Origin of the sequence: Micromonospora sp. HNM0581, from assembly GCF_012726175.1 — a bacterium.
Lineage (GTDB): Bacteria > Actinomycetota > Actinomycetes > Mycobacteriales > Micromonosporaceae > Micromonospora.
The window spans coordinates 550228-570922 of record NZ_JAASAD010000001.1 but is presented as its reverse complement, the minus strand read 5'-3'; the positions used below and the strand labels follow the sequence as shown (position 1 = coordinate 570922).

At 70.8% G+C, this 20695-nt stretch carries 17 protein-coding genes, 1 tRNA gene and 2 pseudogenes; 13 read left to right on the top strand and 7 right to left on the bottom strand.

What is annotated here, in order from left to right:
• The first annotated feature begins 207 nt into the window (after positions 1–207).
• On the top strand, positions 208–1617 hold the full coding sequence (locus tag HCA58_RS02685) for a class II fumarate hydratase (RefSeq protein WP_205807440.1): 1410 nt from the start codon (positions 208–210) through the stop codon (positions 1615–1617).
• A 422-nt stretch (positions 1618–2039) separates the two neighbouring features.
• Here HCA58_RS02685 and HCA58_RS02680 read toward each other — a convergent pair.
• Positions 2040–2308: pseudogene (locus tag HCA58_RS02680) on the bottom strand (hypothetical protein).
• A 384-nt stretch (positions 2309–2692) separates the two neighbouring features.
• Here HCA58_RS02680 and HCA58_RS02675 point away from each other — a divergent pair.
• The 3 genes and pseudogenes from HCA58_RS02675 to HCA58_RS02665 all read left to right on the top strand — a co-directional run bounded on the left by HCA58_RS02675 (position 2693) and on the right by HCA58_RS02665 (position 4105).
• Positions 2693–3534: pseudogene (locus HCA58_RS02675) on the top strand (helix-turn-helix transcriptional regulator).
• Entirely contained in the window at positions 3525–3713 is a 189-nt protein-coding gene (locus HCA58_RS02670; protein ID WP_169596092.1) for a DUF397 domain-containing protein, read from the top strand. Before HCA58_RS02675 ends, HCA58_RS02670 begins: the two are co-directional and overlap by 10 nt.
• Positions 3710–4105, top strand: coding sequence for a TIGR03618 family F420-dependent PPOX class oxidoreductase (locus HCA58_RS02665; protein ID WP_169596091.1), 396 nt, complete (start codon positions 3710–3712; stop codon positions 4103–4105). Before HCA58_RS02670 ends, HCA58_RS02665 begins: the two co-directional genes overlap by 4 nt.
• Positions 4106–4128: 23 nt before the next feature.
• Here the strand turns inward: HCA58_RS02665 and HCA58_RS02660 are convergent, their stop codons facing one another.
• On the bottom strand, positions 4129–4674 hold the full coding sequence (locus HCA58_RS02660; protein WP_169596090.1) for a CGNR zinc finger domain-containing protein: 546 nt from the start codon (positions 4672–4674) through the stop codon (positions 4129–4131).
• 83 nt (positions 4675–4757) lie between these two features.
• On the opposite strand from HCA58_RS02660, the gene HCA58_RS02655 reads away from it, so the two are divergent.
• The 3 genes from HCA58_RS02655 to HCA58_RS02645 are packed head-to-tail and all read left to right on the top strand — an operon-like array spanning position 4758 to position 8183.
• A complete protein-coding gene (locus tag HCA58_RS02655; RefSeq protein ID WP_169596089.1) occupies positions 4758–5717 on the top strand; it encodes an EamA family transporter in 960 nt (319 codons plus the stop codon).
• Between the two features lie 13 nt (positions 5718–5730).
• A complete protein-coding gene (locus HCA58_RS02650; protein WP_169596088.1) occupies positions 5731–6471 on the top strand; it encodes an HAD family hydrolase in 741 nt (246 codons plus the stop codon).
• Positions 6472–6506: 35 nt separating this feature from the next.
• The gene (locus HCA58_RS02645) at positions 6507–8183 is read left to right on the top strand and encodes a S8 family serine peptidase (RefSeq protein ID WP_169596087.1); all 1677 of its coding nucleotides are present in this window, start codon (positions 6507–6509) and stop codon (positions 8181–8183) included.
• A gap of 59 nt (positions 8184–8242) precedes the next feature.
• On the opposite strand, the gene HCA58_RS02640 is transcribed toward HCA58_RS02645, so the two are convergent.
• Positions 8243–9145 (bottom strand): hypothetical protein, encoded by a 903-nt coding sequence (locus HCA58_RS02640; RefSeq protein WP_169596086.1) that lies wholly within the window; start codon positions 9143–9145, stop codon positions 8243–8245.
• 401 nt (positions 9146–9546) lie between these two features.
• Positions 9547–10155: a helix-turn-helix domain-containing protein gene (locus tag HCA58_RS02635; protein WP_169596181.1), complete on the bottom strand. Its 609-nt coding sequence runs from the start codon at positions 10153–10155 to the stop codon at positions 9547–9549.
• Positions 10156–10514: 359 nt separating this feature from the next.
• Here HCA58_RS02635 and cysS point away from each other — a divergent pair, with 359 nt between their 5' ends.
• Both cysS and rlmB read left to right on the top strand, forming a co-directional pair.
• Positions 10515–11930: a cysteine--tRNA ligase gene (gene cysS / locus HCA58_RS02630; protein ID WP_169596085.1), complete on the top strand. Its 1416-nt coding sequence runs from the start codon at positions 10515–10517 to the stop codon at positions 11928–11930.
• Positions 11930–13051, top strand: coding sequence for a 23S rRNA (guanosine(2251)-2'-O)-methyltransferase RlmB (rlmB, locus tag HCA58_RS02625; RefSeq protein WP_169596084.1), 1122 nt, complete (start codon positions 11930–11932; stop codon positions 13049–13051). The genes cysS and rlmB overlap by 1 nt, the downstream gene beginning before the upstream one ends.
• A 66-nt stretch (positions 13052–13117) precedes the next feature.
• Here rlmB and ugpC read toward each other — a convergent pair whose 3' ends face one another.
• Complete coding sequence (gene ugpC, locus HCA58_RS02620; protein ID WP_169596083.1) at positions 13118–14209, bottom strand: sn-glycerol-3-phosphate ABC transporter ATP-binding protein UgpC; 1092 nt, start codon at positions 14207–14209, stop codon at positions 13118–13120.
• Positions 14210–14528: 319 nt separating this feature from the next.
• On the opposite strand from ugpC, the gene HCA58_RS02615 reads away from it, so the two are divergent.
• From HCA58_RS02615 to HCA58_RS02605, 3 genes are all read left to right on the top strand, one after another.
• A tRNA-Thr gene (locus HCA58_RS02615) sits at positions 14529–14605 on the top strand.
• 125 nt (positions 14606–14730) lie between these two features.
• Positions 14731–15699, top strand: coding sequence for a hypothetical protein (locus HCA58_RS02610; protein ID WP_346775853.1), 969 nt, complete (start codon positions 14731–14733; stop codon positions 15697–15699).
• Entirely contained in the window at positions 15696–17273 is a 1578-nt protein-coding gene (locus HCA58_RS02605) for a hypothetical protein (protein ID WP_169596082.1), read from the top strand. Before HCA58_RS02610 ends, HCA58_RS02605 begins: the two co-directional genes overlap by 4 nt.
• 96 nt (positions 17274–17369) lie before the next feature.
• Here HCA58_RS02605 and HCA58_RS02600 read toward each other — a convergent pair whose 3' ends face one another.
• A complete protein-coding gene (locus tag HCA58_RS02600; protein ID WP_169596081.1) occupies positions 17370–18494 on the bottom strand; it encodes a glycosyltransferase in 1125 nt (374 codons plus the stop codon).
• Positions 18481–19524: a glycosyltransferase family 2 protein gene (locus HCA58_RS02595; RefSeq protein ID WP_169596080.1), complete on the bottom strand. Its 1044-nt coding sequence runs from the start codon at positions 19522–19524 to the stop codon at positions 18481–18483. Before HCA58_RS02595 ends, HCA58_RS02600 begins: the two co-directional genes overlap by 14 nt.
• A gap of 210 nt (positions 19525–19734) precedes the next feature.
• On the opposite strand from HCA58_RS02595, the gene HCA58_RS02590 reads away from it, so the two are divergent.
• Positions 19735–20502: an enoyl-CoA hydratase/isomerase family protein gene (locus HCA58_RS02590; RefSeq protein ID WP_169596079.1), complete on the top strand. Its 768-nt coding sequence runs from the start codon at positions 19735–19737 to the stop codon at positions 20500–20502.
• Positions 20503–20695 lie beyond the last annotated feature (193 nt).

Below are 20695 nucleotides of genomic sequence, written 5' to 3'. Positions count from 1 at the left end.
GCACCGGCCTGGTGGTGCCGATCAGCAGGCCGTCCGTGCAGGTCCGACCTTCGACGGCCAGCGCGCTGGGTACGTCGGGCGCGGCGTTGTCGCTGCGACGGGCGCGCCAGAATTTCGAGTGGAAGCTGCGTACCGGCCGGCTCGTTGGCTGATCTGGGACCGTGCGGCTGGGGCGAACATCTGCACGTCGTCGCGGTGCGCGGCAGGATGGAACGCGTGACGACTCCAGAGAGCACCGGCTACCGGATCGAACGCGACTCGATGGGCGAGGTGGAGGTGCCCGCCGAGGCGTTGTGGCGGGCCCAGACGCAGCGGGCGGTGCAGAACTTCCCGATCTCCGGCCGAGGCATCGAGCCGGCCCAGATCCGGGCGCTGGCTCAGATCAAGGGGGCGGCAGCAGAGGTCAACGGCGACCTGGGGGTGATCGACGCGAACGTGGCCGCCGCGATCGCCGCCGCCGCGGCGCACGTGGCCGACGGCGGGTACGACGACCAGTTCCCGGTGGACGTGTTCCAGACCGGCTCCGGTACCTCATCGAACATGAACACCAACGAGGTGATCGCCACCCTGGCCGGGCGGGAACTGGGCAGCAGCGTTCATCCCAACGACGACGTCAACGCCTCGCAGTCCAGCAACGACGTCTTCCCCTCGTCGATCCACCTCGCGGCCACCGAGGCCGTCGTACGGGATCTGCTGCCGGCGCTGAACCACCTGGCCGCCGCGCTGGAGGCGAAGGCGTCGGAGTTCGAGACCGTCGTGAAGGCCGGGCGTACGCACCTGATGGACGCCACCCCGGTGACGCTCGGGCAGGAGTTCGGCGGGTACGCAGCCCAGGTCCGCTACGGCATCGAACGCATGGAGGCCGCGTTGCCCCGGCTGGCCGAGCTGCCGCTGGGCGGTACGGCGGTCGGCACCGGCATCAACACCCCGCTCGGCTTCGCCGCCCGGGTGATCGAGAAGCTGCGCGCCTCGACCGGGCTGCCCTTGACCGAGGCGCGCAACCATTTCGAGGCGCAGGGCGCCCGGGACGCCCTGGTCGAGACGTCGGGGCAGCTGCGCACCGTCGCAGTCGGGCTCTACAAGATCGCCAACGACATCCGCTGGATGGGCTCCGGCCCGCGTGCCGGTCTACGTGAACTGCGTATCCCGGACCTCCAACCGGGCTCGTCGATCATGCCCGGCAAGGTCAACCCGGTGGTCTGCGAGAGCGTCCGGCAGGTCTGCGCGCAGGTGGTAGGCAACGACGCGACAGTGGCCTTCGCCGGCTCGCAGGGTGACTTCGAGCTGAACGTCATGCTGCCGGTGATGGGTCGCAACATCCTGGAGTCGATCCGGCTGATCGCCGCGTCGAGCCGCCTGCTCGCCGACCGGTGTGTGGTCGGCCTGGTCGCGGACGCCGAGGTCTGCCTGTCGTACGCCGAGGGCTCGCCGTCGATCGTCACACCGCTCAACCGTCACCTCGGCTACGACGAGGCCGCCTCGATCGCCAAGGAGGCACTGGCGAAGCAGATCTCCATCAAGGAGGTGGTGATCTCGCGGGGCCATCTCGACTCCGGGAAACTCTCGGAGACCCAGTTGGAGGAGGCGCTCGACCTGCTCCGCATGACCCACCCCTAAGCCCCCAGCCACCGCCCGCGCCCGTCCACCGCCCGCCCACCGCCCGCGCCCGTCCACCGCCCGTCCACCGCCCGCGCCCGTCCACCGCCCGCGCCCGTCCACCGCCCGCGCCCGTCCACCGCCCGCGCCCGTCCACCGCCCGCGCCCGTCCACCGCCCGTGTCCGTCCACCGCCCGCGTCCGCCCACCGCCCGTGTCCGTCCACCGCCCGCGCCCGCCCACCGCCCGTGTCCACCCACCGGCCCGTGTCCGCCCACCGCCCGCGCCCGCCCACCGCCCGTGTCCGCCCACCGCCCAGGCACGCCCGCCCGCGCGTCGGTCCGTGCCCGCGCCTGCCGGTCGGGCTGGCTTGATCGACTCCGGTTGCGGCATCTCGGCGTATCCGGGCGGCTGATGGCCGCAAGATGCCGCAACCGGAGTCGATCAGCCATCGGTCATTCGATGCCTGGGCACCCAGGCGAGAAAGCGGGCAAAGAGCGCCGCAGGGTCCGGACCGTCCTGTGGTTCATGCGGTACAGGTCGGCGGCAGCCTCGTGCAGCACCGCGCAGAGGTAGGTGCTGAGCGCGACCCGGTCGTGGGCGTACTCGGTGACAAGATCGAGCCGTGCGGCGGCGCAGGGCCACGGTGCGGCGCAGACCCGGCAGAGCCAGAGCGGACGCAACGGCAGATGCGTCCGGGGCGACGCGCCCATGCCCCTCACCTTCGGCCGCCGCCGTGCCGGTCGGTTCGGGGTGCGCTTCGGTACCCGGCTCGGGAGGTGGTTCGACGGGCATTCCACGGCGCGGTGCGACGGGCAGTTCGGGGCGCGGATCGGGACATGGGGCAGCCTCCTGCCGAGCTGGGTCGTTTGCGTGAATCGCCCCGGCGGTGGGACCGCCCGGCCGGGGGAGCGGACGGTCCCACCTCGACGCCGAGCTCGGGGGATGAGCGGCGAGCGTCGCGCTTCACAGTCTGCTGAGGACGCCCCTACGCTCGGAAGTGCTTGGGCCTGCTGTCCGAGAGTCACTGCCGGTGGCCGGGCTGCCGGTGGCGTGGCGCTGGAGTCGATCGACCGGTTGCTGGAGGGCGGTTGGAGATGGCGGGTGGGCAGCTGACGGCGGCGGCGTTCCTGGTTGCGGAGCTGCGCCGGGCTCGGGTCCGACGGGGATGGAGTCAGGAAGAGTTGGCCAAGGCCGTCAACTACTCGCCGTCTATGGTCAGCGCGGTCGAGCTGGGCCAACAGCCGCCCACCCCGAAGTACCTGGACCTGGTTGACAAGGCCCTCGACACCGGCGGCATCTTCGGTCGCATGCTCACCGACCTGGTAGCCCTCGACAAAGACGGGTGCGCGGTCGCTGCCGGGTGTGCCAGCCCAGGTCTGGCAACGCGGCTGGCGCGCCATCTTGGCGGAGTCATGGGCCCTACGCTGGTTCGAACCGCTCCACGTGCCTGGCCTGCTGCAGACGGAAGCGTATGCGCGAGCGGTCTTCGAGTCCGATCCGGTGCTGGATCCCGGCGAAATCGAACGACGGTTGACTGACCGGTTGAGCAGCCAAGAGGTGCTTCACGCCGAGAAATCTCCCCGGATCGCGGCTGTCGTGGACGAGTCGGTCTTGCGACGACGGGTCGGTGGCCGGAAAGTCATGCGTGAGCAGCTTCTGCACCTCGTCTGCCTCGCTGTCGAGCACCCACACTTCGGATCCACGTCGTGCCCACGTCCACGGAGGAGTATCCGGGCCTGAACGGCCCGTCATATTCGCCAGCCTGGCCGCCGGTGTCGAAGTTGCCTCCCTCGGGGGCCAGATCGGTGGACGAGAGTTGGACGGAGCAGCCGACCTCCTGAGACTGCAACGGACCTGGGAGGCTACTCTCGCCGTGGCTCTGCCTCCGCAGGAATCGATCGAGCTGCTGAAGGAACTGGCGGAATCATGGAGTTGACCGGCGCGCGCTGGCGAAAGAGCCGCCGTAGTGGGTCCAACGACCGGTGTGTCGAGGTGGCGGTCGGTCTTTCCCGGGAGGTGGGTGTGCGGGACAGTAAGGATCCGGCTGGGCCGGTGCTGAGCTTTGACGCGTACGCCTGGCGGGTCTTCGTCGCGGCACCGCCGCGCCGGACGTGACCACCTCGCCCGGCGCGGAGGTGTTGGAGCGGCTGGCGCGGGAGCGGGTCGGGTGGATCTGCACGCTGCGGCCGGACGGCTCGCCGCATCTGACGCCGGTCTGGTTCCACTATGCCGAGGGTGAGTGGTGGATTGGCTCCGGCGAGCGCAACCGGAAGGTCCGTAACATCGCTGCCGACCCCCGGGTGTCGCTGGCGCTGCCCGACGGGAATGCGCCGGTCGTCGCGGAGGGCGAGGCGAGCATCGTCCGCCAGCCCTTCCCGCCCGACGTCGTCGAGGCGCTTCGCCGCCGGTACGACGGTTGGGACGTCACGGTTGACGGCCCGGACGGTCACTACGTGCTGCTCCGGGTCAGGGTGACTCGCTGGCTGATGGCCGGCCGTGCCCGCTGACAAGCGTCGCCACGCGTCGGAGGTCAGGAGCGGGCCGCGGCCCGGCGGGCGCGGTAGGCGCTGACGGCGGCCCGGTTACCGCAACCGGCTTCACAGAACCGGCGGGAGCGGTTCTTGGACAGGTCGACCAGCACGTTGTCGCAGTCGGGGTGCTCGCAGGTGCGCAGCCGGCGCAGTTCGCCACCGCGTACCACGTCTGCGACGGCCATCGCCGCCTCGACCGCGATTCGGGTGGCGAGCGGGGCGTCCCGGGGCACGGCGTGCAGGTGGTAGGGCTCGGTGTCGTGCGTGATGAGCTGGGGCAGCGCGCGGTGCTCGCGGAGCAGGGCGTTGACGATCGACACGATCTCGTCCACCTCGGCGTACCAGATCCGGCGGAGACGGGGGCGTAGGGCGCGTACCGCTCGTAGCTCGGTGTCGGTGTGCTCGTGCCGGCCGCTGTAGGAGTGACTGGTGAAGAAGGCGTCCAGGGCGGCGACATCCGGGAGGCCCTCTCCGCTGGATCCGGCGGTGTTGACCAGCGCTGCGGCGGCGATCAGAGAACACTCAGTGTCATGGGCGAAAAGCAACTTGACTCCTGTCGTGGCTCCACCTAGCGTCATCGGCGTAACCCATTTTGCCCATGGCGGGCAGTCGTGCCAAGGAGAGCCCCATGCGTCAACCGCCCGCCGCAGGTACCGGTCTCGCGCTGGCGCTGCTCTCCGCGATCACCTTTGCCACCTCGGGCACCTTCGCCCGATCCCTGATCGACGCCGGCTGGTCGGCCGAGGCGGTCGTCATCGCTCGGGTCGGCATCGCCGCTCTGATCCTGATGGTGCCCGCCGTGCTCGTCCTGCGGGGGTGCTGGCCGGTGTTGCGCCGCAACCTTGCCTCGATCGGCGTCTTCGGGCTGCTCGGGGTCGCGGTCGCCCAGGCGTGCTTCTTCAACGCCGTGCGGTACCTGCCGGTCGGCGTCGCGTTGCTGCTGGAATACCTCGGCATCATTCTCGTCGTCGGATGGACCTGGCTGGTGCAGGGCCAGCGTCCCCGGCGGCTCACCGTCGCCGGCTCGGTGGCGGCCATGGTCGGGCTGATCTTCGTGCTCGACGTGACCGGGACGGGCCGGCTCGACGTGGTCGGCGTCCTCTGGGGACTCGGTGCGGCGGTCGGGCTAGCCGGATACTTCGTGCTCGCCGGCCGGGTCGACCCGGCCCTGCCGTCGACGGTCATGGCCAGTGGCGGGATGGCCGCCGGTGCCGGTGTGCTGCTGCTGCTCGGCCTGAGTGGCGCGTTGCCGTTGCGGGCCACCTTCGACACCGTGCAGTTCGCCGGCACGCAGACCAGTTGGCTGGTGCCGATCGCCGGTCTGACGCTGGTGGCTGCAGTGGTCGCCTATCTGGTGGGGATCGCCGCGGTGCGGGCGCTTGGCTCCCGGATGGCGTCCTTCGTCGGGCTGACCGAGGTGATGTTCGCGGTCCTGATCGCCTGGCTGGTCCTGGGAGAGCTGCCGACGGTGGTGCAACTGTTCGGCGGACTGCTGATCGTCTCGGGTGTGGCGCTGGTCCGCCTCGACGAGCTGCGGATCCCCGTCCAGCCGGCTCCGCTGAAGGCGACGGAGCCCGCCCTGCGGTGACATGCTGAACGGCATGCTGAGCACGGTGGTGTTCGACGCCGACGAAACCCTGGTCGATCTGCGTCCGGCCGTCACGGCGGGGCTGGAAGCCGTGCTGGCGCAGATGCGGCGGCTGACCCCGGTGGCGGCCTGCGTCACGCTCGCCGACCTGGAATCGGACTGGGGCGCGGTCTTCGGTGACCTGGCCGCCGCGCCGGTGGCCGAGATCCGGCGTGCCGCCCTCGCCCGGTCCCTGGACCGGGCCGGGCTCGGTGCGCACCTGGACCAGATCAGCGAGCTCTTCTTCGCCCGCCGCTTCGCGTCGACCCGGCCGTTCGTCGACACGCTGCCGGCACTGGCGGCTCTGCGTCAACGATGGACGCTGGGCCTCGCCACCAACGGCAACAGCCGCGCCGAACGCTGCGGCCTCGTCGGCGAGTTCGCCTTCGAGGTGTACGCGCATTGCGACGGAGTGCCGAAGAAACCGGCCCCAGACTTTTACGCGGCCGTATGCGCTGCCGCCGGAGTCGATCCGGCTCAGGTGGTACATGTCGGCGACAACCCGGCCCATGACGTGGTCGGAGCACAGCAGGCCGGCCTGCGGGCCGTGTGGCTGAACCGCCGAGGCGAGCGGTTGCCGCCGGATGTGGTGCCGGACGCCGTGGTCTCGACCCTGGCCGAACTGCCCAGCGTGCTGGCTGATCTTTCCGGCGAAGCGGATCTTCCGCCGTCAATCCGGCGCTGCTCTGGCGAAACCTCACGCATTGATGTCTGATGACGCCACGTCCCTCAACGAGAGGATCCGATGTGGTGAGCAAGCGCTTCACCGTCAGTGCCGTCGCGACCGCGACGGCACTGACACTCACGGTCACAGGTCTGGGAGTTCCCGCCAGCGCCGAGCCGGCGGACCTGCGGACCTTCACCGTGGTCGCCGAGGACGGTGTCTCCACCGACGCGGCGATCGCCGCGATCCGGTCGGCGGGCGGGACCGTGGTGTCCCGCAGCGACGAGGTCGGTGTCTACCAGGTGACGACCGACCAGGCCGACTTCGCGACGAAGGCGACCTCCGCCGCCGCCCTGATCGGTGCGGCTGAGGAGAGGGCGATCGGGCGCAAACCGCGCCTCGACCGGGTCGAGCAGGAACACCTGCTGGCCGCGGCGGCCGCCAAGGGCGCCGGTAAGCAGCGGGGCAAAAAGATGGACCCGCTGGATGACAAGCTCTGGGGTCTGGAGATGATCCGGGCCGACAAGGCGCGCAAGGTGGAGCCCGGCGACCGCCGGGTGACCGTCGGCGTCCTCGACACCGGCGTGGACGCCGGTCACCCCGACATCGCTCCCAACTTCGACTGGGCACTGTCACGCAACTTCGCCCCCGACATCCCGGAGGTCGACGGAGAGTGTGAGGTGGCGAGCTGCCTGGACCCGGTCGGCACCGACGACGGCGGTCACGGCACCCACGTCGCCGGCACCATCGGCGCCGCCGCCAACGGGTTCGGCCTCTCCGGGGTCGCGCCGAAGGTCTCGCTCGTCGAGCTCAAGGGTGGCCAGGACTCCGGCTACTTCTTCCTGAACCCGGTGGTCAACGCCCTGTTGCACGCCGGCCGTTCGGGTCTGGACGTGGTCAACATGTCCTTCTACGTCGACCCGTGGCTCTACAACTGCACGGCCAACCCGGCTGACTCTCCGGAGGCACAGGCAGCCCAGCGGGCCACCATCAAGGCAATGCGGCGGGCGCTTACCTTCGCCCACAACCGGGGCGTGACTCTCGTGGGCGCCCTTGGCAACAACCACGAGGACCTGGGCGACCCGCGCACCGACGCCTCCAGCCCCAACTACGGCGACGTCGCGCCCTACCCGCGCGAGATCGACAACGACAGCTGCTGGGACCTGCCCACCGAAGGGCCGCACGTCATCAGCGTCTCCTCGGTCGGCCCGTCGGGCAAGAAGTCCGACTTCTCCAACTACGGGACTGAGCAGACCGCTGTCGCCGCCCCCGGTGGCTGGTTCCGCGACGGCTTCGGCACGGATACGTTCCGTACCGACGCCAACATGATCCTCTCCACCTACCCGAAGCATGTCCTGCAGGAGGAGGGCGCGGTCGACGAGGACGGCAACATCGTGCCCGGCGCCGAGACCTTCGTGTTCAAGGACTGCAAGCGCAATGGCGAGTGCGGATACTACACCTACCTGCAGGGCACCTCGATGGCGGCACCGCACGCCTCCGGGGTCGCCGCGCTGATCGTGAGTCGCTACGGCAAGAAGCAGGGCCGTGACGGCTACGGAATGGCGCCGGACCTGGTCGAGCAGCAGCTCCTTCGGACGGCCGCCGAGCGAGCCTGCCCGGAGCCGCGGCTGTTCAGCTACGCCAATGAAGATCGCCCGGCCGAGTTCGACGCCTACTGCGCCGGCTCGCGCAACTTCAACGGATTCTACGGGCACGGCATCGTCGACGCGTACGCGGCGGTGACTGTCAAGCCGCGCCGATAGCACGCCTCTGATCAGGGGCACGGTGGCTGGGCTGGAATCCTCAGCCCAGCCACCTGCTGTCATCGGCGCCACCCCCGGTCAAGTAGCGCGGCGCGGACTTCCCGGACGACCCCCGGGAAATCCTGGTGAAGACGACGACTGGTCACGTGCAGTACCAACCAGCCGGCACCGACGAGACGGTTGAGCCGTTGTCGGTCCCGATGTAGCTGTTCGTGGTCGGAATGCCAGTGCCCGTCGTATTCCACCGCCACCCGGACGCCGGGCCAGGCGAGGTCCGGATGCAGGATCAGACCGCCGGACACCTGCACCGGATGCTGCACCACCGGTCGAGGCAGACCGGCCAGCACCAGGCGGATGCGTAGCTGTGACTCGGCCGGCGACTGGGCCGCCGGCTCAGCCAGATCGAACAGCCAGCTCGCCCGGCGTATCCCGGGACGGCGGTCGTGCAGGGCCGCGAACTGGGCGAGAGCTGCCCGGGTGGTGAGTCCCCGGCCGAGCAGGGTGTCGATGATGGCGATCGCGCGGGTCGGCTGCAGCCAGACGGCGCTCTCCCATGCCGCCCGGGTCGGGTCGGTGCGGCGGAGCGTGCCCGTGCCGATGCCCTGGAGCCAGGGTTCCTCCGACATCGTGTGCACTTGCAGGCCAGGTTGGCTGCGCAGCCCGGTTGGAGCCGGCACGAGCACGTGAACCTTGTCGGCGAGGCTTGCGGCATGCTCGACCCCGTGCAGGTACGCCGCCGACGGGCCGGCGAAGGCTGCCGCGACCGGCAGTTGCAACGCCACGGCGCGGCAGGCCAATTCGTGATCGCGATCGAGCCGGGCATCAGCGTAAATGTCCCGCCGTAGTCGAGCCCAGGCGGAACTGCGAAGCTGGTGCGTGGTGAGTAGGTTCTGGCGGACGGCCTCCGAGCCGCGGAAGACCTGCCACGCCAGGGCGCTCGGTCGGTGTGCTTGAGCTGGCATGAACGAGAGCCTGCGCGCCGTGTGGTCGCCTCGGCAGCCCCTGTGGACAATCGCCGGCAGGGCCTCGGCCGTCCCCTGTGGATAACTGCCCCAGCCCTCGCCGGTTGTGCTATAGGCGTCGCTGCCGCCCTGCCCGTGCCGCCCTGCCCGCCCACGCCCGGCCTGACTGCCCAGGCCCGTGCCGCGACTTGCGGCAAGCTGGGCTTTCGAGCTGTGGTTTCGGCGCAACTTGCCGCAAGTCGGGTCGGGCAGCGTAAGTCGGGTCGGGCAGCGTAAGTCGGGTCGGGCAGCGCAAGTCGGGTCGGGTAGCGCCGGTCTTGTCGGGGGGTTCGGTAGGGCGGGGCCGGTCGGTCAGGGGAACGGGGGCGGGCGGTAGGGCCAGCGGAACAGGGGGCGGGCGGTCAGGTCAGGGCGGTGGTGATGGCGGTGGCGGCGGCCAGCACCTGTGCGCCGACCGCCTCGGCATCCAGCGGGGCCAGTGCCACCACCCCGACGCTCGCCTCCAGGCCGGGTACCCCGAGCACCGGCGCGGCTACCCCGTACGCGCCGGATTGCAGCTCACCGGCGGTGCTCACCGGGCCGGCGTCGCCCGACCGGGCCGCCAGGATGGCCCGCCCGGCGGCCCCGCGTTCCAGCGGGTGTCGGGCCCCGGTCCGGTACGCGACGTGAAACGACGTCCAACTCGGCTCGACGACCGCCAGCGCGACCCCCTCGCCGCCCTCCACCACCGTGAGGTGGGCGGTGGCTCCGGCCTGTTCGGCGAGCCGTCGAAGCGCGGGGAGTGCGCCCTCGGCGAGCAGCGGTTGGGCTCGCCGGGCCAGGTGCAGCACCCCGGCGCCGAGGCGCAGTCGGCCGTCGGTGTCACGGCGAAGCATGCCGTGCCCGGCCAGGGGTCCGACCAACCGGTAGACGGCGGCTCGACCGATGCCCAACCGGTTCGCGGCCTCGGTGACGGTCAACCCACCCGGGACGTCCGCCACCAGGTGCAGCAGCCGCAGCCCCCGGTCCAGGGTCTGCGACGCCTCGCCACCCCGCGCCGATCCGCCTGACGCCGATCCGCTCGACGCCGATCCGCTTGACGCCGACTCACCCGACGCCGGCCCGCTTGACGCCGGCCCGCTTGACGCCGATTTGCTCGACGCCGGCCCGCCGGATTTCAGCTCGCCGGAAAGGGTCGGGCCGTTCGACACCGGACCCACCGGGCCGTTCGGCGTCGGGCTGTCCGGCGGAGGTACGGCAGCGCCGGGCGTCGCTGAAGTGCTCACGACCAGCAGCGTACGGCCAGCGGGTGGTCGTCGGCAGGCGCGGAGCGGCCGGGTGCTACCCGGCTCCGACCGGGCAGGCAACAGCGGACGGCTACCCTTGTACGGTGACGCTACGCCTGTATGACACCGCCACCCGATCGGTGCGGGACTTCGTCCCGCGGGAAGCCGGCAAGGTGGGGGTCTACCTGTGTGGTCTCACCCTCCAGGCGCCGCCGCACATTGGCCATCTTCGCTCCGGCGTCAACTACGACGTGTTGCGTCGCTGGCTGACGGTTGCCGGTTTCGAGGTCACCTTCATCCGCAACGTGACCGACATCGACGACAAGATCCTGGTCAAGGCGCAGGAGCAGGAGCGCCCGTTCTGGCCGATCGCGTACGCCAACGAGTTGAAGCTGGCCGAGGCGTACCGGTCGTTGAACGTGCTGCCACCCACCTACGAACCGCGCGCTACCGGTCACATCCCCGAGATGCACGAACTGATCGCACAGTTGATCGAGCGGGGGCACGCCTACCCGGCCACCGACGGCTCGGGTGACGTGTACTTCGACGTGTGCTCGTGGCCGGCGTACGGGGCGTTGTCCAACCAGTCGCCCGACGACATGCAGTCAGCCGGTGACGCACCGGAGCGGGGCAAGCGTGACCCGCGCGACTTCGCACTGTGGAAGGGTGCCAAGCCGGATGAGCCGGCGGACGCCTACTGGCCGTCGCCGTGGGGGCGGGGCCGACCTGGCTGGCACATCGAGTGCTCGGCGATGTGCTGGCGCTATCTGGGCGCGGAGTTCGACATCCACGGCGGGGGTCTCGACCTGACCTTCCCGCACCACGAGAACGAGCTGGCGCAGTCCCAGGCCGCGGGCTTGCCCTTCGCCCGGTACTGGGTGCATCACGGCCTGCTCGGCATCGGCGGGACGAAGATGGGCAAGTCGCTGGGCAACGCCCTCGACCTGTCCTACGTCGCCTCCCTCGGGGTGCGCCCGGTCGAGTTGCGCTACTACTACGTGGCTGCCCACTACCGTTCCCGGATCGACTACTCGGAGGAGGCGTTGCGCGAGGCGGCCGTCGCGTACCGGCGGATCGAGGGCTTCGTGACCCGCGCCGTGGAACGGGTAGGCGCGGGTGGGCTGGGCGATCTGCCAGCCGGGTTCGTCGCCGCGATGGACGACGACCTGAACACCTCGGCCGCGCTGGCGGCGCTGCACGAGGTGCTGCGGGACGGCAACAATGCGCTGGCCGGCGGAGAGGATGTGACGGTCCGCACCACGCTCGCGAGCGTCCGCGCGATGCTGGATATCCTCGGGGTCGACCCTCTCGACCCGGCCTGGACCGGCGGAGCCCGGGCGAGTGACCTCCGTGGTGTGGTGGACTCCCTGATCGCTCTGGCGCTGGAACAACGCGCGCAGGCCCGGGTCCGTAAGGACTGGGCCGCCGCCGACGCGCTGCGGGATCAACTCAAGCGGGCCGGAGTGGTGGTCGAGGACACCCCACAGGGACCGCGTTGGACTATTGGAGAGCAGGACTGATGGCCGGCAATTCACAGCGCCGTGGCCGGCGGGTGACGTCGAAGGCAAGTGCCCCGAAGGGTTCCGGCGGAAAGAACCGGGATTCCCTCGCCGGGCGCGGCCGGACGTTGCCAGCCGACGAGCGACCGTGGCACAAGGCGTACTCCGGCACCGAGAAGTTGCCGCAGCGCACCGCCTGGAAGCAGGAGAAGGAGCGTCGGGCGGCGGCCGAGGAAGGGCGTGCCCCGAAGATCGGCCAGCCCGGCAGCAAGGACACGACCTGGGGCAGGGGTGGCGGCCGTGGCGCGGCCACGGCGAAGCCGGCCCGGGGTAAGCAGTCCGCCGGGCGCACCGGTCCCCGGGTCGCGCCGGGCCGTAAGTCCAATCCGGCGAAGGACTCTCCGGAGCTGCTGGTCGGCCGCAACCCGGTGCTTGAGGCGTTGCGTACCCAGGTGCCGGCGACCGCGCTTTACACGGCGCTGGGTATCGACGTCGACGATCGGGTCAAGGAGATCGTCCGTACCGCCGCCGACCGGGGTATCGCGATGCTGGAGAGCAGCCGCGCCGAACTGGACCGGATGACCGGGGGTGTGCTGCATCAGGGCGTCGGTCTCCAGGTGCCGCCGTTCGCGTACGAGCCGTTCGAGGACCTGGTCGCCGCCGCACTGGAACAGCCGGCGCCGCTGCTGGTAGCGCTGGACGGGGTGACCGATCCGCGTAACCTCGGTGCGGTGATCCGTTCCGCCGCGGCGTTCGGTGCGCAGGGTGTGTTCGTACCGGAGCGGCGTGCGGCCGGGATCACCGCGACTGCCTGGCGTACGAGTGCCGGGGCCGCGGCCCGGGTTCCGGTGGCCCAGGTGACGAACCTGACCCGATCGCTGAAGTCCTGCCGCGACGCCGGGTTCGTGGTGGTCGGTCTGGACGCCGACGGGGAGACGGACCTGTACGACCTGGAAGCCGCCGTCGGTCCGCTCGTCGTCGTGGTCGGCTCGGAGGGGCGAGGGCTGTCCCGTCTGGTCGGGCAGACCTGCGACCTCACCGTCAGCATCCCGATGATCTCCGAGGTGGAGTCCCTGAACGCCAGCGTGGCCGCCGCGGTCACGCTGGCTGAGGTGGCGCGCCGCCGGGCCGTCGAGGGCTGAGAAACCGCAGAGCGTACGCGAAAGGGGCGGCCCGCCATCGGCGGACCGCCCCTTTCGGTTGCCAACTCAGATGCGCTGCCCGGTGGCGGAGTGGAAGACGTGGCTCTGGCCGGCGCGGGGCCTCACGAAGATCGTGTCGCCAAGCTTCGGCATGTGCCGACGGTCGGTGCGGACCACGAACCGCTCGGAGGCGCCGTCGAGCGCGGCGTGGCCGTAGACGTTGGCGTCGGAGCCCAGGTCCTCGACCAGCTCGACCACGACCGGCATGCCGCCCTCGTTCGGGCTGACGATGTCGCAGTCCTCCGGACGGAAGCCCACCGTCACCTTGCCGTTGCCGTCCTCGGCGTTCGCCGTCGCCACCTGCTCGCGGGTCAGCGGGATGGACATCTCAGCGAACGATGCGCCCTGCTCGGTGAACGGCACGGTCTTGATGTTCATGGCGGGCGAGCCGATGAACCCGGCGACGAAGACGTTGGCCGGGGTGTCGTAGAGCGTCCGGGGGGTGTCGACCTGCTGGAGTACGCCGTCGAGCATGACCGCGACCCGGTGACCCATGGTCATGGCCTCGACCTGGTCGTGGGTGACGTAGACGGTGGTGATGCCGAGTTTGGCCTGCAGGGACGCGATCTGGGTACGGGTCTGCACCCGCAGCTTGGCGTCGAGGTTCGACAGCGGCTCGTCCATGAGGAAGACCTGCGGTTCCCGGACGATGGCCCGACCCATCGCGACCCGCTGACGCTGACCGCCGGAGAGCGCTTTGGGCTTGCGGCTGAGGTACTCGTCCAGCTGGAGCAGAGCCGCCGCTTCCTTGACCCGCCTGTCGATCTCAGCTTTGGAGGTTTTGCGCAGCTTGAGCGCGAACGCCATGTTCTCGTACACCGTCATGTGCGGGTAGAGGGCGTAGTTCTGGAAGACCATGGCGATGTCGCGGGCCTTCGGCGGTAGGTGGGTGACGTCCCGGTCGTCGATGTAGATCGCGCCGTCGTCGACGTCTTCAAGGCCCGCGAGCATGCGCAGGCTCGTGGACTTTCCGCAGCCGGAGGGGCCGACCAGGACGAGGAACTCGCCGTCGCCGATCTGCAGGTCGAGTTGGTTTACCGCGGGGCGTTCGGTGCCCGGGTAGACCCGGGAAGCCTTCGCGTAGGTGACCGTAGCCATGAGGGGACGCTTCCTTTCACCGGCAGGAACGTGCCGGACGATCCGAGTGAAGGAGCGACCGGCACGGTTACCCGTACCGGCGCCACGGTCAGCGCGGGGCGAGCCCGTGTCGGCCGTGTCACTGCACGGTAAACGGCTTTCGCCGCGATGCCAAGGTGTACGGCCGGCGGCTGCTTCCGAAGCATTCGCATACCGGTCACTCGGGCACGCTCGGACACGAATCGACGCCGACGCGTCGGGATGTTGACGTTTCCCATGCTCGGGACCCCTGCGGAGCAGGAAATCCGGACGCCTGTCGCTATGCTGGCCTCGACACAACGCCCCTGTAGCTCAGCTGGCCAGAGCACCCGCCTTGTAAGCGGGATGTCGCCGGTTCGATCCCGGCCGGGGGCTCCATCTGTATCACGCATGGCGCACCGGGTGGACACCTCGGCGTGGCCGGGTGTTCAGACGGGCCGAATAGGCTCCGCCTCCACCCGTCACGCCGTGACCCGTCACCACGACCAGGGGCGCCCGCCAACGTGCACCATGCCAACCATTACTACGGGCACTCCCACGTGCTGGCCCGCTACTGCGGGCTCGACGACCGTGAGCCGCCCCGCATCCACGGCTACCTCCAACACGGCTGGAACATCGGCGACGGCATGGCGTACGACCACGATTTCGTACCCGGTGTACCGCTGTTCCTCTGGTCGGAGCGGACCCGGCGGCGGGCGTGGTCCCTCGGCCGACGACAGACGTACGTGGTCGGTTCGCCGTGGGCGTACCTGCTGGCGATGGAACCGGAGGGGCCGGCGCAGCGGGAGGGCACCATCTGGTACCCCTTCCACGGCTGGGAGGGACAGCGGGTCGTCGGCGACCACGGCCGGCTGATCGACGAGATCCGGGCCGTCGAACCGGGACCGGTGACGGTCTGCCTCTACTGGCAGGAGTACCGCTCCGCGCGGGTACGCCACCACTACGAGCGGGCCGGCTTCCGGGTCGTCTGCCACGGGTACCGGGGCGGCCGGTGGCGTGACCTCGACCCGGGGTTCCTCCACCGGCAACTGGTCGAGTTGCGTCGACACCGTCGGGTCGCCTCGAACCGGCTGTGCAGCGCGGTATTCTACGGCATCCTGGCCGGCTGCGCCCCGGCCGTCTACGGCGATCCGATGCAGCTCAGCGGTGAAGCGCCGATCTGGGGTGGCCAGCCACGGATCCGACGCCAGTGGGCGGACCTGCACGGCCCGCAGGTCGACCTGGACGCCGCCCGCGCCCTGGCCGGCGCCGAACTGGGTGCCGACCGGCTGCTGCCACCGCAGGAGTTGCGGCGGTTGTTCCGATGGCCCGAGCCCGCCGGTCAGCCCCCGACGTCCAGGGACCGGTCCGGTGAAGAACACCACACCGATGAGTACCACGTCGTGACCGGCGGCGGGCGTCCCGACGACGTGACCGACGACCCGGCGACTCGGCCGGCTCCGGAACACCAGTGCACGGAGGTTGGTCGATGAACGCGGTGCAGCTGCTCGGTGACGAGATGTTCGGCTGGTCGGATCTCGACGGTACGCGTGGCCCGGGCCCGGTACGCGGTCCAGGGCTGGCGGCCCTGTTACCCGTGGTGTCGGGCCGTACGCTCGTGGTGGGGCCACACGATCTCGACCTGCTCGACGCGCTGCCCTCGGCCGACCTGACAGTGCTGGTGCGGGGTCTTCCCGACGCCGAGGCGTTGGCTGCCCGATACGCCCACCGGAGCGGGGTGCGGGTGTGCTGCGGCGGCCCGGAGAAGCTCGCCGGCACGAGCCCGTACGACAGCATCGTCGCCCTGGCCGGGCTGGACCGTCTCGCTTCGGCCGAGGGGACGCAGCTGTCCTGGGGTGAGGCGTTCGACTTGCTGGTGTCGGTGCTGCGTCCCGGCGGTCGGCTGCTGCTGAGCGCCGAGAACCCGTCCGGTCTGCACCGGCTGCTGGCGTCGCCGCTGCCGCGCGCCGACTCCGACTGGGCGGCACTCGGCGAGTACGACGACACGCGTCCCGCCGGCCCCGCCCGGCTGCAAGCCCGGCTGACGGCGTCGGGGCTGCGGATCGATGGCGCCTGGGCGGTCTTCCCGTCCCACCTCGCACCGACCGCTCTGATCGGTGTGGAACTGTTGGCCGACCCGGCGCTGACCGGCTTCCTCCAGGCTGCCCTCAGCGACCAGTCCGTCCTCGACGGTGGCGGGGGCGGTACCCGCGGCCCGGCCGCTGAAGGTCACGGCCCGGTGCCGGCCGCACCGATGTTGGCCGACCCGGCGCGGTTGGTCGGATCGGCTGTCCGGAACGGGATCGCCGTCGAACTCGCGCCGGCCTGGGTGCTGCTCGGCGAACGTCCACCGGACCTGGAGTCGGGGTCGGACCCTACCCACCGGGTGTGGACGGAACAGGCCGGCGCGGTGCCGGCTGCGATACTCGGGCAGCACGGTCGGCTCCGGCAGGTGCGTCGGGATCCGGCAGGTGGGTGGCGGTTCGATGACGGTGCGGCCGTTCCGTCCGGGCGTACCGTCGAGGATCTCGTGGTGGCCGCGTCGTTGCGGCGGGACCTGCCGGCGGTGCGGGCGCTGCTCACCACCTGGCAGTCCGGTGCGGTGGCGGGAGTGCCGGCCGATGCCGTCGTCGTCACCCCGGACGGCACGTGGCACGGACTGACCGAGGGCACCGAGCCGGTGCTGCGGCGGCTGGCGTCCCGGCTGATCGACGTGGGGCTCGCCGACCTCTGGCCGGCCGGTGAGCTGACCACCATGCTGACCGCGATGGCAGGTCGGGAGCCGGGGCCGGCGGTCGACGACGGCGGCGCCGCCGTCGAGGGCTGGCGGGAACTCCTGACGGACCGGGAGCGGCTGGCCCGTGAACTGGCTGAGGCTCGGGCGCTGCGGGACTGGTACGAAGGGGCCTTGACCGAGCGCGACGACGAGTTGAGACGGTTGCGCGGGATCGTCTCGTTGCTGCACGGCAAGCCGACCGTGCGGGCCGGACGTCTCCTGCTGGCTGGTGCCCGTACCGCCCGGCGCACCGTCCGTTCCGCCGTCCGCCGCCTCCGCCCCACCAACTGACCATCCCAACCCCCACCCCCGCGATCAGGTAGTTGTGGCATGGCCGCTTGGGGCAGAAGCGACGAGGCGCCTAACACAACTGCGTGCTCGGCGAAGTCAGGTTGGGTCGGGGTGGGCGAGGAGGGAGTCGTAGAGGGACTCGAGACGGCGGGTCTGCCGGTGCAGGTCGAAGTCGGTCTCGGCGCGGTGGCGGGCGGCCTTGCCGAGTTGGTCGCGTAGTGACGCGTCGACGAGCAGACGGCGGAGGTTACCCGCCAGGGCTGACCGGTCGCCCTCGGGGCAGAGCAGGCCGTTCGACTCGTGGGTGACCGCCTCAGGGATGCCGCTGTGGTAGGTCGAGACGACCGGCACGCCGAGGCTCAACGCCTCCAGGATCGTGGTGGGTAGCCCCTCGGTGTCCCCGTCGGACGCGGTACGCGACGGCGCCGCGAGCAGTTTGGCCGCCGCGATGTGCCGCATCACCTCCGGCGGCGGCAGAGCACCGGCGAACGTGGCGTCCACGCCCAGCTGCGCGGCACGGGCGCGTACCCGTTCGTGCAGCGGCCCGGCGCCGACGAGCAACACCCGGGGGCGCAGCTCGGACAGCATGCCCAACGCCTCGACGAGATCCTCGATCCCCTTCTTCTCCACGAACCGGCCCACGAACACGACGTCCCACTGCTTCGGCCCGGCCGCCGGTTCCGGCGGCACCGGCACACCGGTGTGATGTACGCGGATCTTCGCCGGATCCGCTCCCAGCGCCACCGCCCGATCCTTGATCGCACCAGAGACCGCCAGGATCAGCGCGGCCCGGCCGAACATGGTCCGCAGGTTTCGCCGATGTCGGGCACCGCGTGGCCCGGGTGCCGCCGCCTGTCGGGTCACGTCGAGACCGTGCAACGTGACGACCAGCGGAATGCCCAACTGCACGGCGGTACGGCTGACCAGCCAGCCGTCCCCACCGAAGTGTGCGTGCACCAGGTCGGGTTGCAGGCGGGCCAGCAACCGACGTAGCCGGGGCGACCCGCCGGTCAGTCGCAACCGCAGCCACTCGCGGCGGCCTCGTGGCGTGTTCGGGCACAGCACCACGTCACCGTCCCGGGAGAGCGGTGACGTGACCCGGACGGCGCCCAGGTAGACCGGACGCCAGGTGGGCAGCGCGTCGCCCTGATTCCGGATGAACGTCTCCGAGCCGGGTAACAGGCAGCTGCGCCAGATCACGGCCACCCTATCGTCGGCCATCGGCTCCGATCCCCGCCGTCCCGGCGGTGCCGGCCGTCCCGTTCACCCCGGTGTGTTCGGTGCCCGCCAGCTCTTCTGACCCGGATGTACCGCCGCGTCGACCACGACCGAGGATCCGGTCACGGACCCGGTGCCGCACCTGCGGTGGCAGCAGCCAGATCTGCAGGAACGTCAGGTAGTCGACGAGACTCGGCTGTCCGTGGCGGCGGGCCTCGGCGAGCAGCAGCCGGAAAACCTGGAAACTGCGGGTGGGTGCGGCCATCGAGCTGATGATGCTCATCGTGATCGCCGCGTACGCCCGCGGGGTGATCAGAGACCGGATCCCGCGCAGCCACTCCAGCTGGGCCTCCCACGGCGAACTGAGGCTGATCCGTGGCCGGTTCTCGTCCTGGTGCCAGAGCACCAGCGGCTCGGCGGCGATGAGCAGTTCGACGTCCGGATGGGCGACCGCGCGTACGGTCCAGTCCAGTTCCTGCTGCCGACGCAGACCGACGGTGAACGGCACCCGGCGCAGCAGCTCGGTCGGCGCCATGATGGTCGAGGTCTGAATGAACCCGTCGCCGTGGAACAGGCCGCGCCGGAGGGTGAGGTACTCGCAGATCGGCTCGCCCGGCTCCGGTAGGCGCCGGGGCATCACGAACTCCGCCCGGGGCGTCTTGTTGATCAGTCTGCTGGCGATGATCGGGCTGCGTACCGTGGCATTGCCGGCCAGCTCCAGCTGCGCGGCCAGCTTCGTGGGAAGCCACTCGTCGTCGTCGTCGAGCAGGGCGGTCCAGGGGGCACGTGCCGCACGTACGCCGGTGTTGCGGGCGTTGGGCGCGCCACCCTTGCCGGGCAGCTCGACCACGCGGAGCCGGGGGTCACCGATCTCAGCGAGTGCCTTGCCGGTGTCCTCGTCCGGACCGTCGACGACGACGATCACCTCGATGTCGGTGACCGTCTGCGCGAGGGCGCTGCGGACCGCGCGGCTCACCAACTCCGGGCGGGCGAAGGTGGGGATGACCACGCTGACCTCGGGTGTGGATGGCATGACCACCTGCTCACTCGTGCTGGGTACGACGTGCGCGCACGGTGACGTTAGGAGGCGTGGGCGGCCCGCAGGTGAATGCCGGGCTGCGCCCAGGCGTACAGCGGTGGTCGGCGGGAGGAGTGACCGGACCGGGTCGCCCGATCGGCGAGGTGGGTCGGGCGGATAGGGTCGCCGCAGGCGGCACGGCGTGGTGTGGCGGAGGGACGGTCGATGGTGGCGGACGCGGACCTGACGGTCGAGGTGGCGGGTGCGGTGGCCACGGTGGTGATCTGCAATCCGGGCCGGCGTAACGCGATGACCGCGGCCATGTGGCGGCGGCTGCCGGTGCTGCTCGACGGGCTGGAGGCCGACCCGACGGTACGTGTCGTGGTGCTCACCGGCGCTGACGGCACCTTCTGCGCCGGCGCCGATCTCGGTGAGATGGACGAACTCCTGGCTGCCGGCGACGCCAGCCTCGCCGTGCTGGCGGAGGAACGGCTGGCCGCCTTCGCCAAGCCGACCGTGGCCGCCGTCCACGGTGCCTGCGTCGGCGGCGGCTGCCAGTTGGCGGTCGCCTGTGACCTGCGGATAGCCGCGACCGATGCGCGTTTTGGCGTACCGCCGGCCCGGTTGGGGCTGATCTACCCGGTGCCCACCACCAACCGGCTGGCCCGACTGGTCGGCCCGGCTGCGGCGAAGCACCTACTCTTCACCGGCGAGCTGGTGGACGCCGACCGGGCCCTGCGAATCGGCCTGGTCGACGAGCTGCTGCCCGGTGCCGACCTGGCCGCCCGGGTCGCCGACCTCACCGCCATGGTCGCCGAACGTTCGCAGCTGAGCGTCGTCGCCGCGAAGGAGATCGTCGACGGGCGGGCCGACAACGATCGGGTGGCCTGGTGGCACGGGCAGGTACGGGCGAGCGGCGAGGCCCGGGAGGGCGTGGCGGCCTTCCACGAACGTCGTCCTGCGACGTTCGGTTGGACGCGACCGGCCAGCTGAGTCTGCATCCGAACCGGGAGCGACCGGAGGAGACAGGAGCGGGCGGGCTGGTCTCGCGTTGCCGTGTACGGGTGGGCGGGGCCGGCGGGCGCCACGCCAGGCCGAGCGCCTGACGTCGCCCCCTGTGCCCGCCGACCGGTCCGTCACTCGATCGACTGTGCATGATCACTTTAGGTCCGGCAAGGTGAGGCGG

Excerpts from the sequence above, each read along its gene's own strand:
- HCA58_RS02685 (WP_205807440.1), top strand. The coding sequence starts at position 208 with ATGGAACGCGTGACGACTCCAGAGAGCACCGGCTACCGGATCGAACGC.
- HCA58_RS02670 (WP_169596092.1), top strand. The coding sequence starts at position 3,525 with ATGGAGTTGACCGGCGCGCGCTGGCGAAAGAGCCGCCGTAGTGGGTCC.
- HCA58_RS02655 (WP_169596089.1), top strand. The coding sequence starts at position 4,758 with ATGCGTCAACCGCCCGCCGCAGGTACCGGTCTCGCGCTGGCGCTGCTC.
- HCA58_RS02650 (WP_169596088.1), top strand. The coding sequence starts at position 5,731 with ATGCTGAGCACGGTGGTGTTCGACGCCGACGAAACCCTGGTCGATCTG.
- HCA58_RS02640 (WP_169596086.1), bottom strand. The coding sequence starts at position 9,145 with ATGCCAGCTCAAGCACACCGACCGAGCGCCCTGGCGTGGCAGGTCTTC.
- rlmB (WP_169596084.1), top strand. The coding sequence starts at position 11,930 with ATGGCCGGCAATTCACAGCGCCGTGGCCGGCGGGTGACGTCGAAGGCA.
- ugpC (WP_169596083.1), bottom strand. The coding sequence starts at position 14,209 with ATGGCTACGGTCACCTACGCGAAGGCTTCCCGGGTCTACCCGGGCACC.
- HCA58_RS02605 (WP_169596082.1), top strand. The coding sequence starts at position 15,696 with ATGAACGCGGTGCAGCTGCTCGGTGACGAGATGTTCGGCTGGTCGGAT.
- HCA58_RS02600 (WP_169596081.1), bottom strand. The coding sequence starts at position 18,494 with ATGGCCGACGATAGGGTGGCCGTGATCTGGCGCAGCTGCCTGTTACCC.
- HCA58_RS02595 (WP_169596080.1), bottom strand. The coding sequence starts at position 19,524 with ATGCCATCCACACCCGAGGTCAGCGTGGTCATCCCCACCTTCGCCCGC.
- HCA58_RS02590 (WP_169596079.1), top strand. The coding sequence starts at position 19,735 with ATGGTGGCGGACGCGGACCTGACGGTCGAGGTGGCGGGTGCGGTGGCC.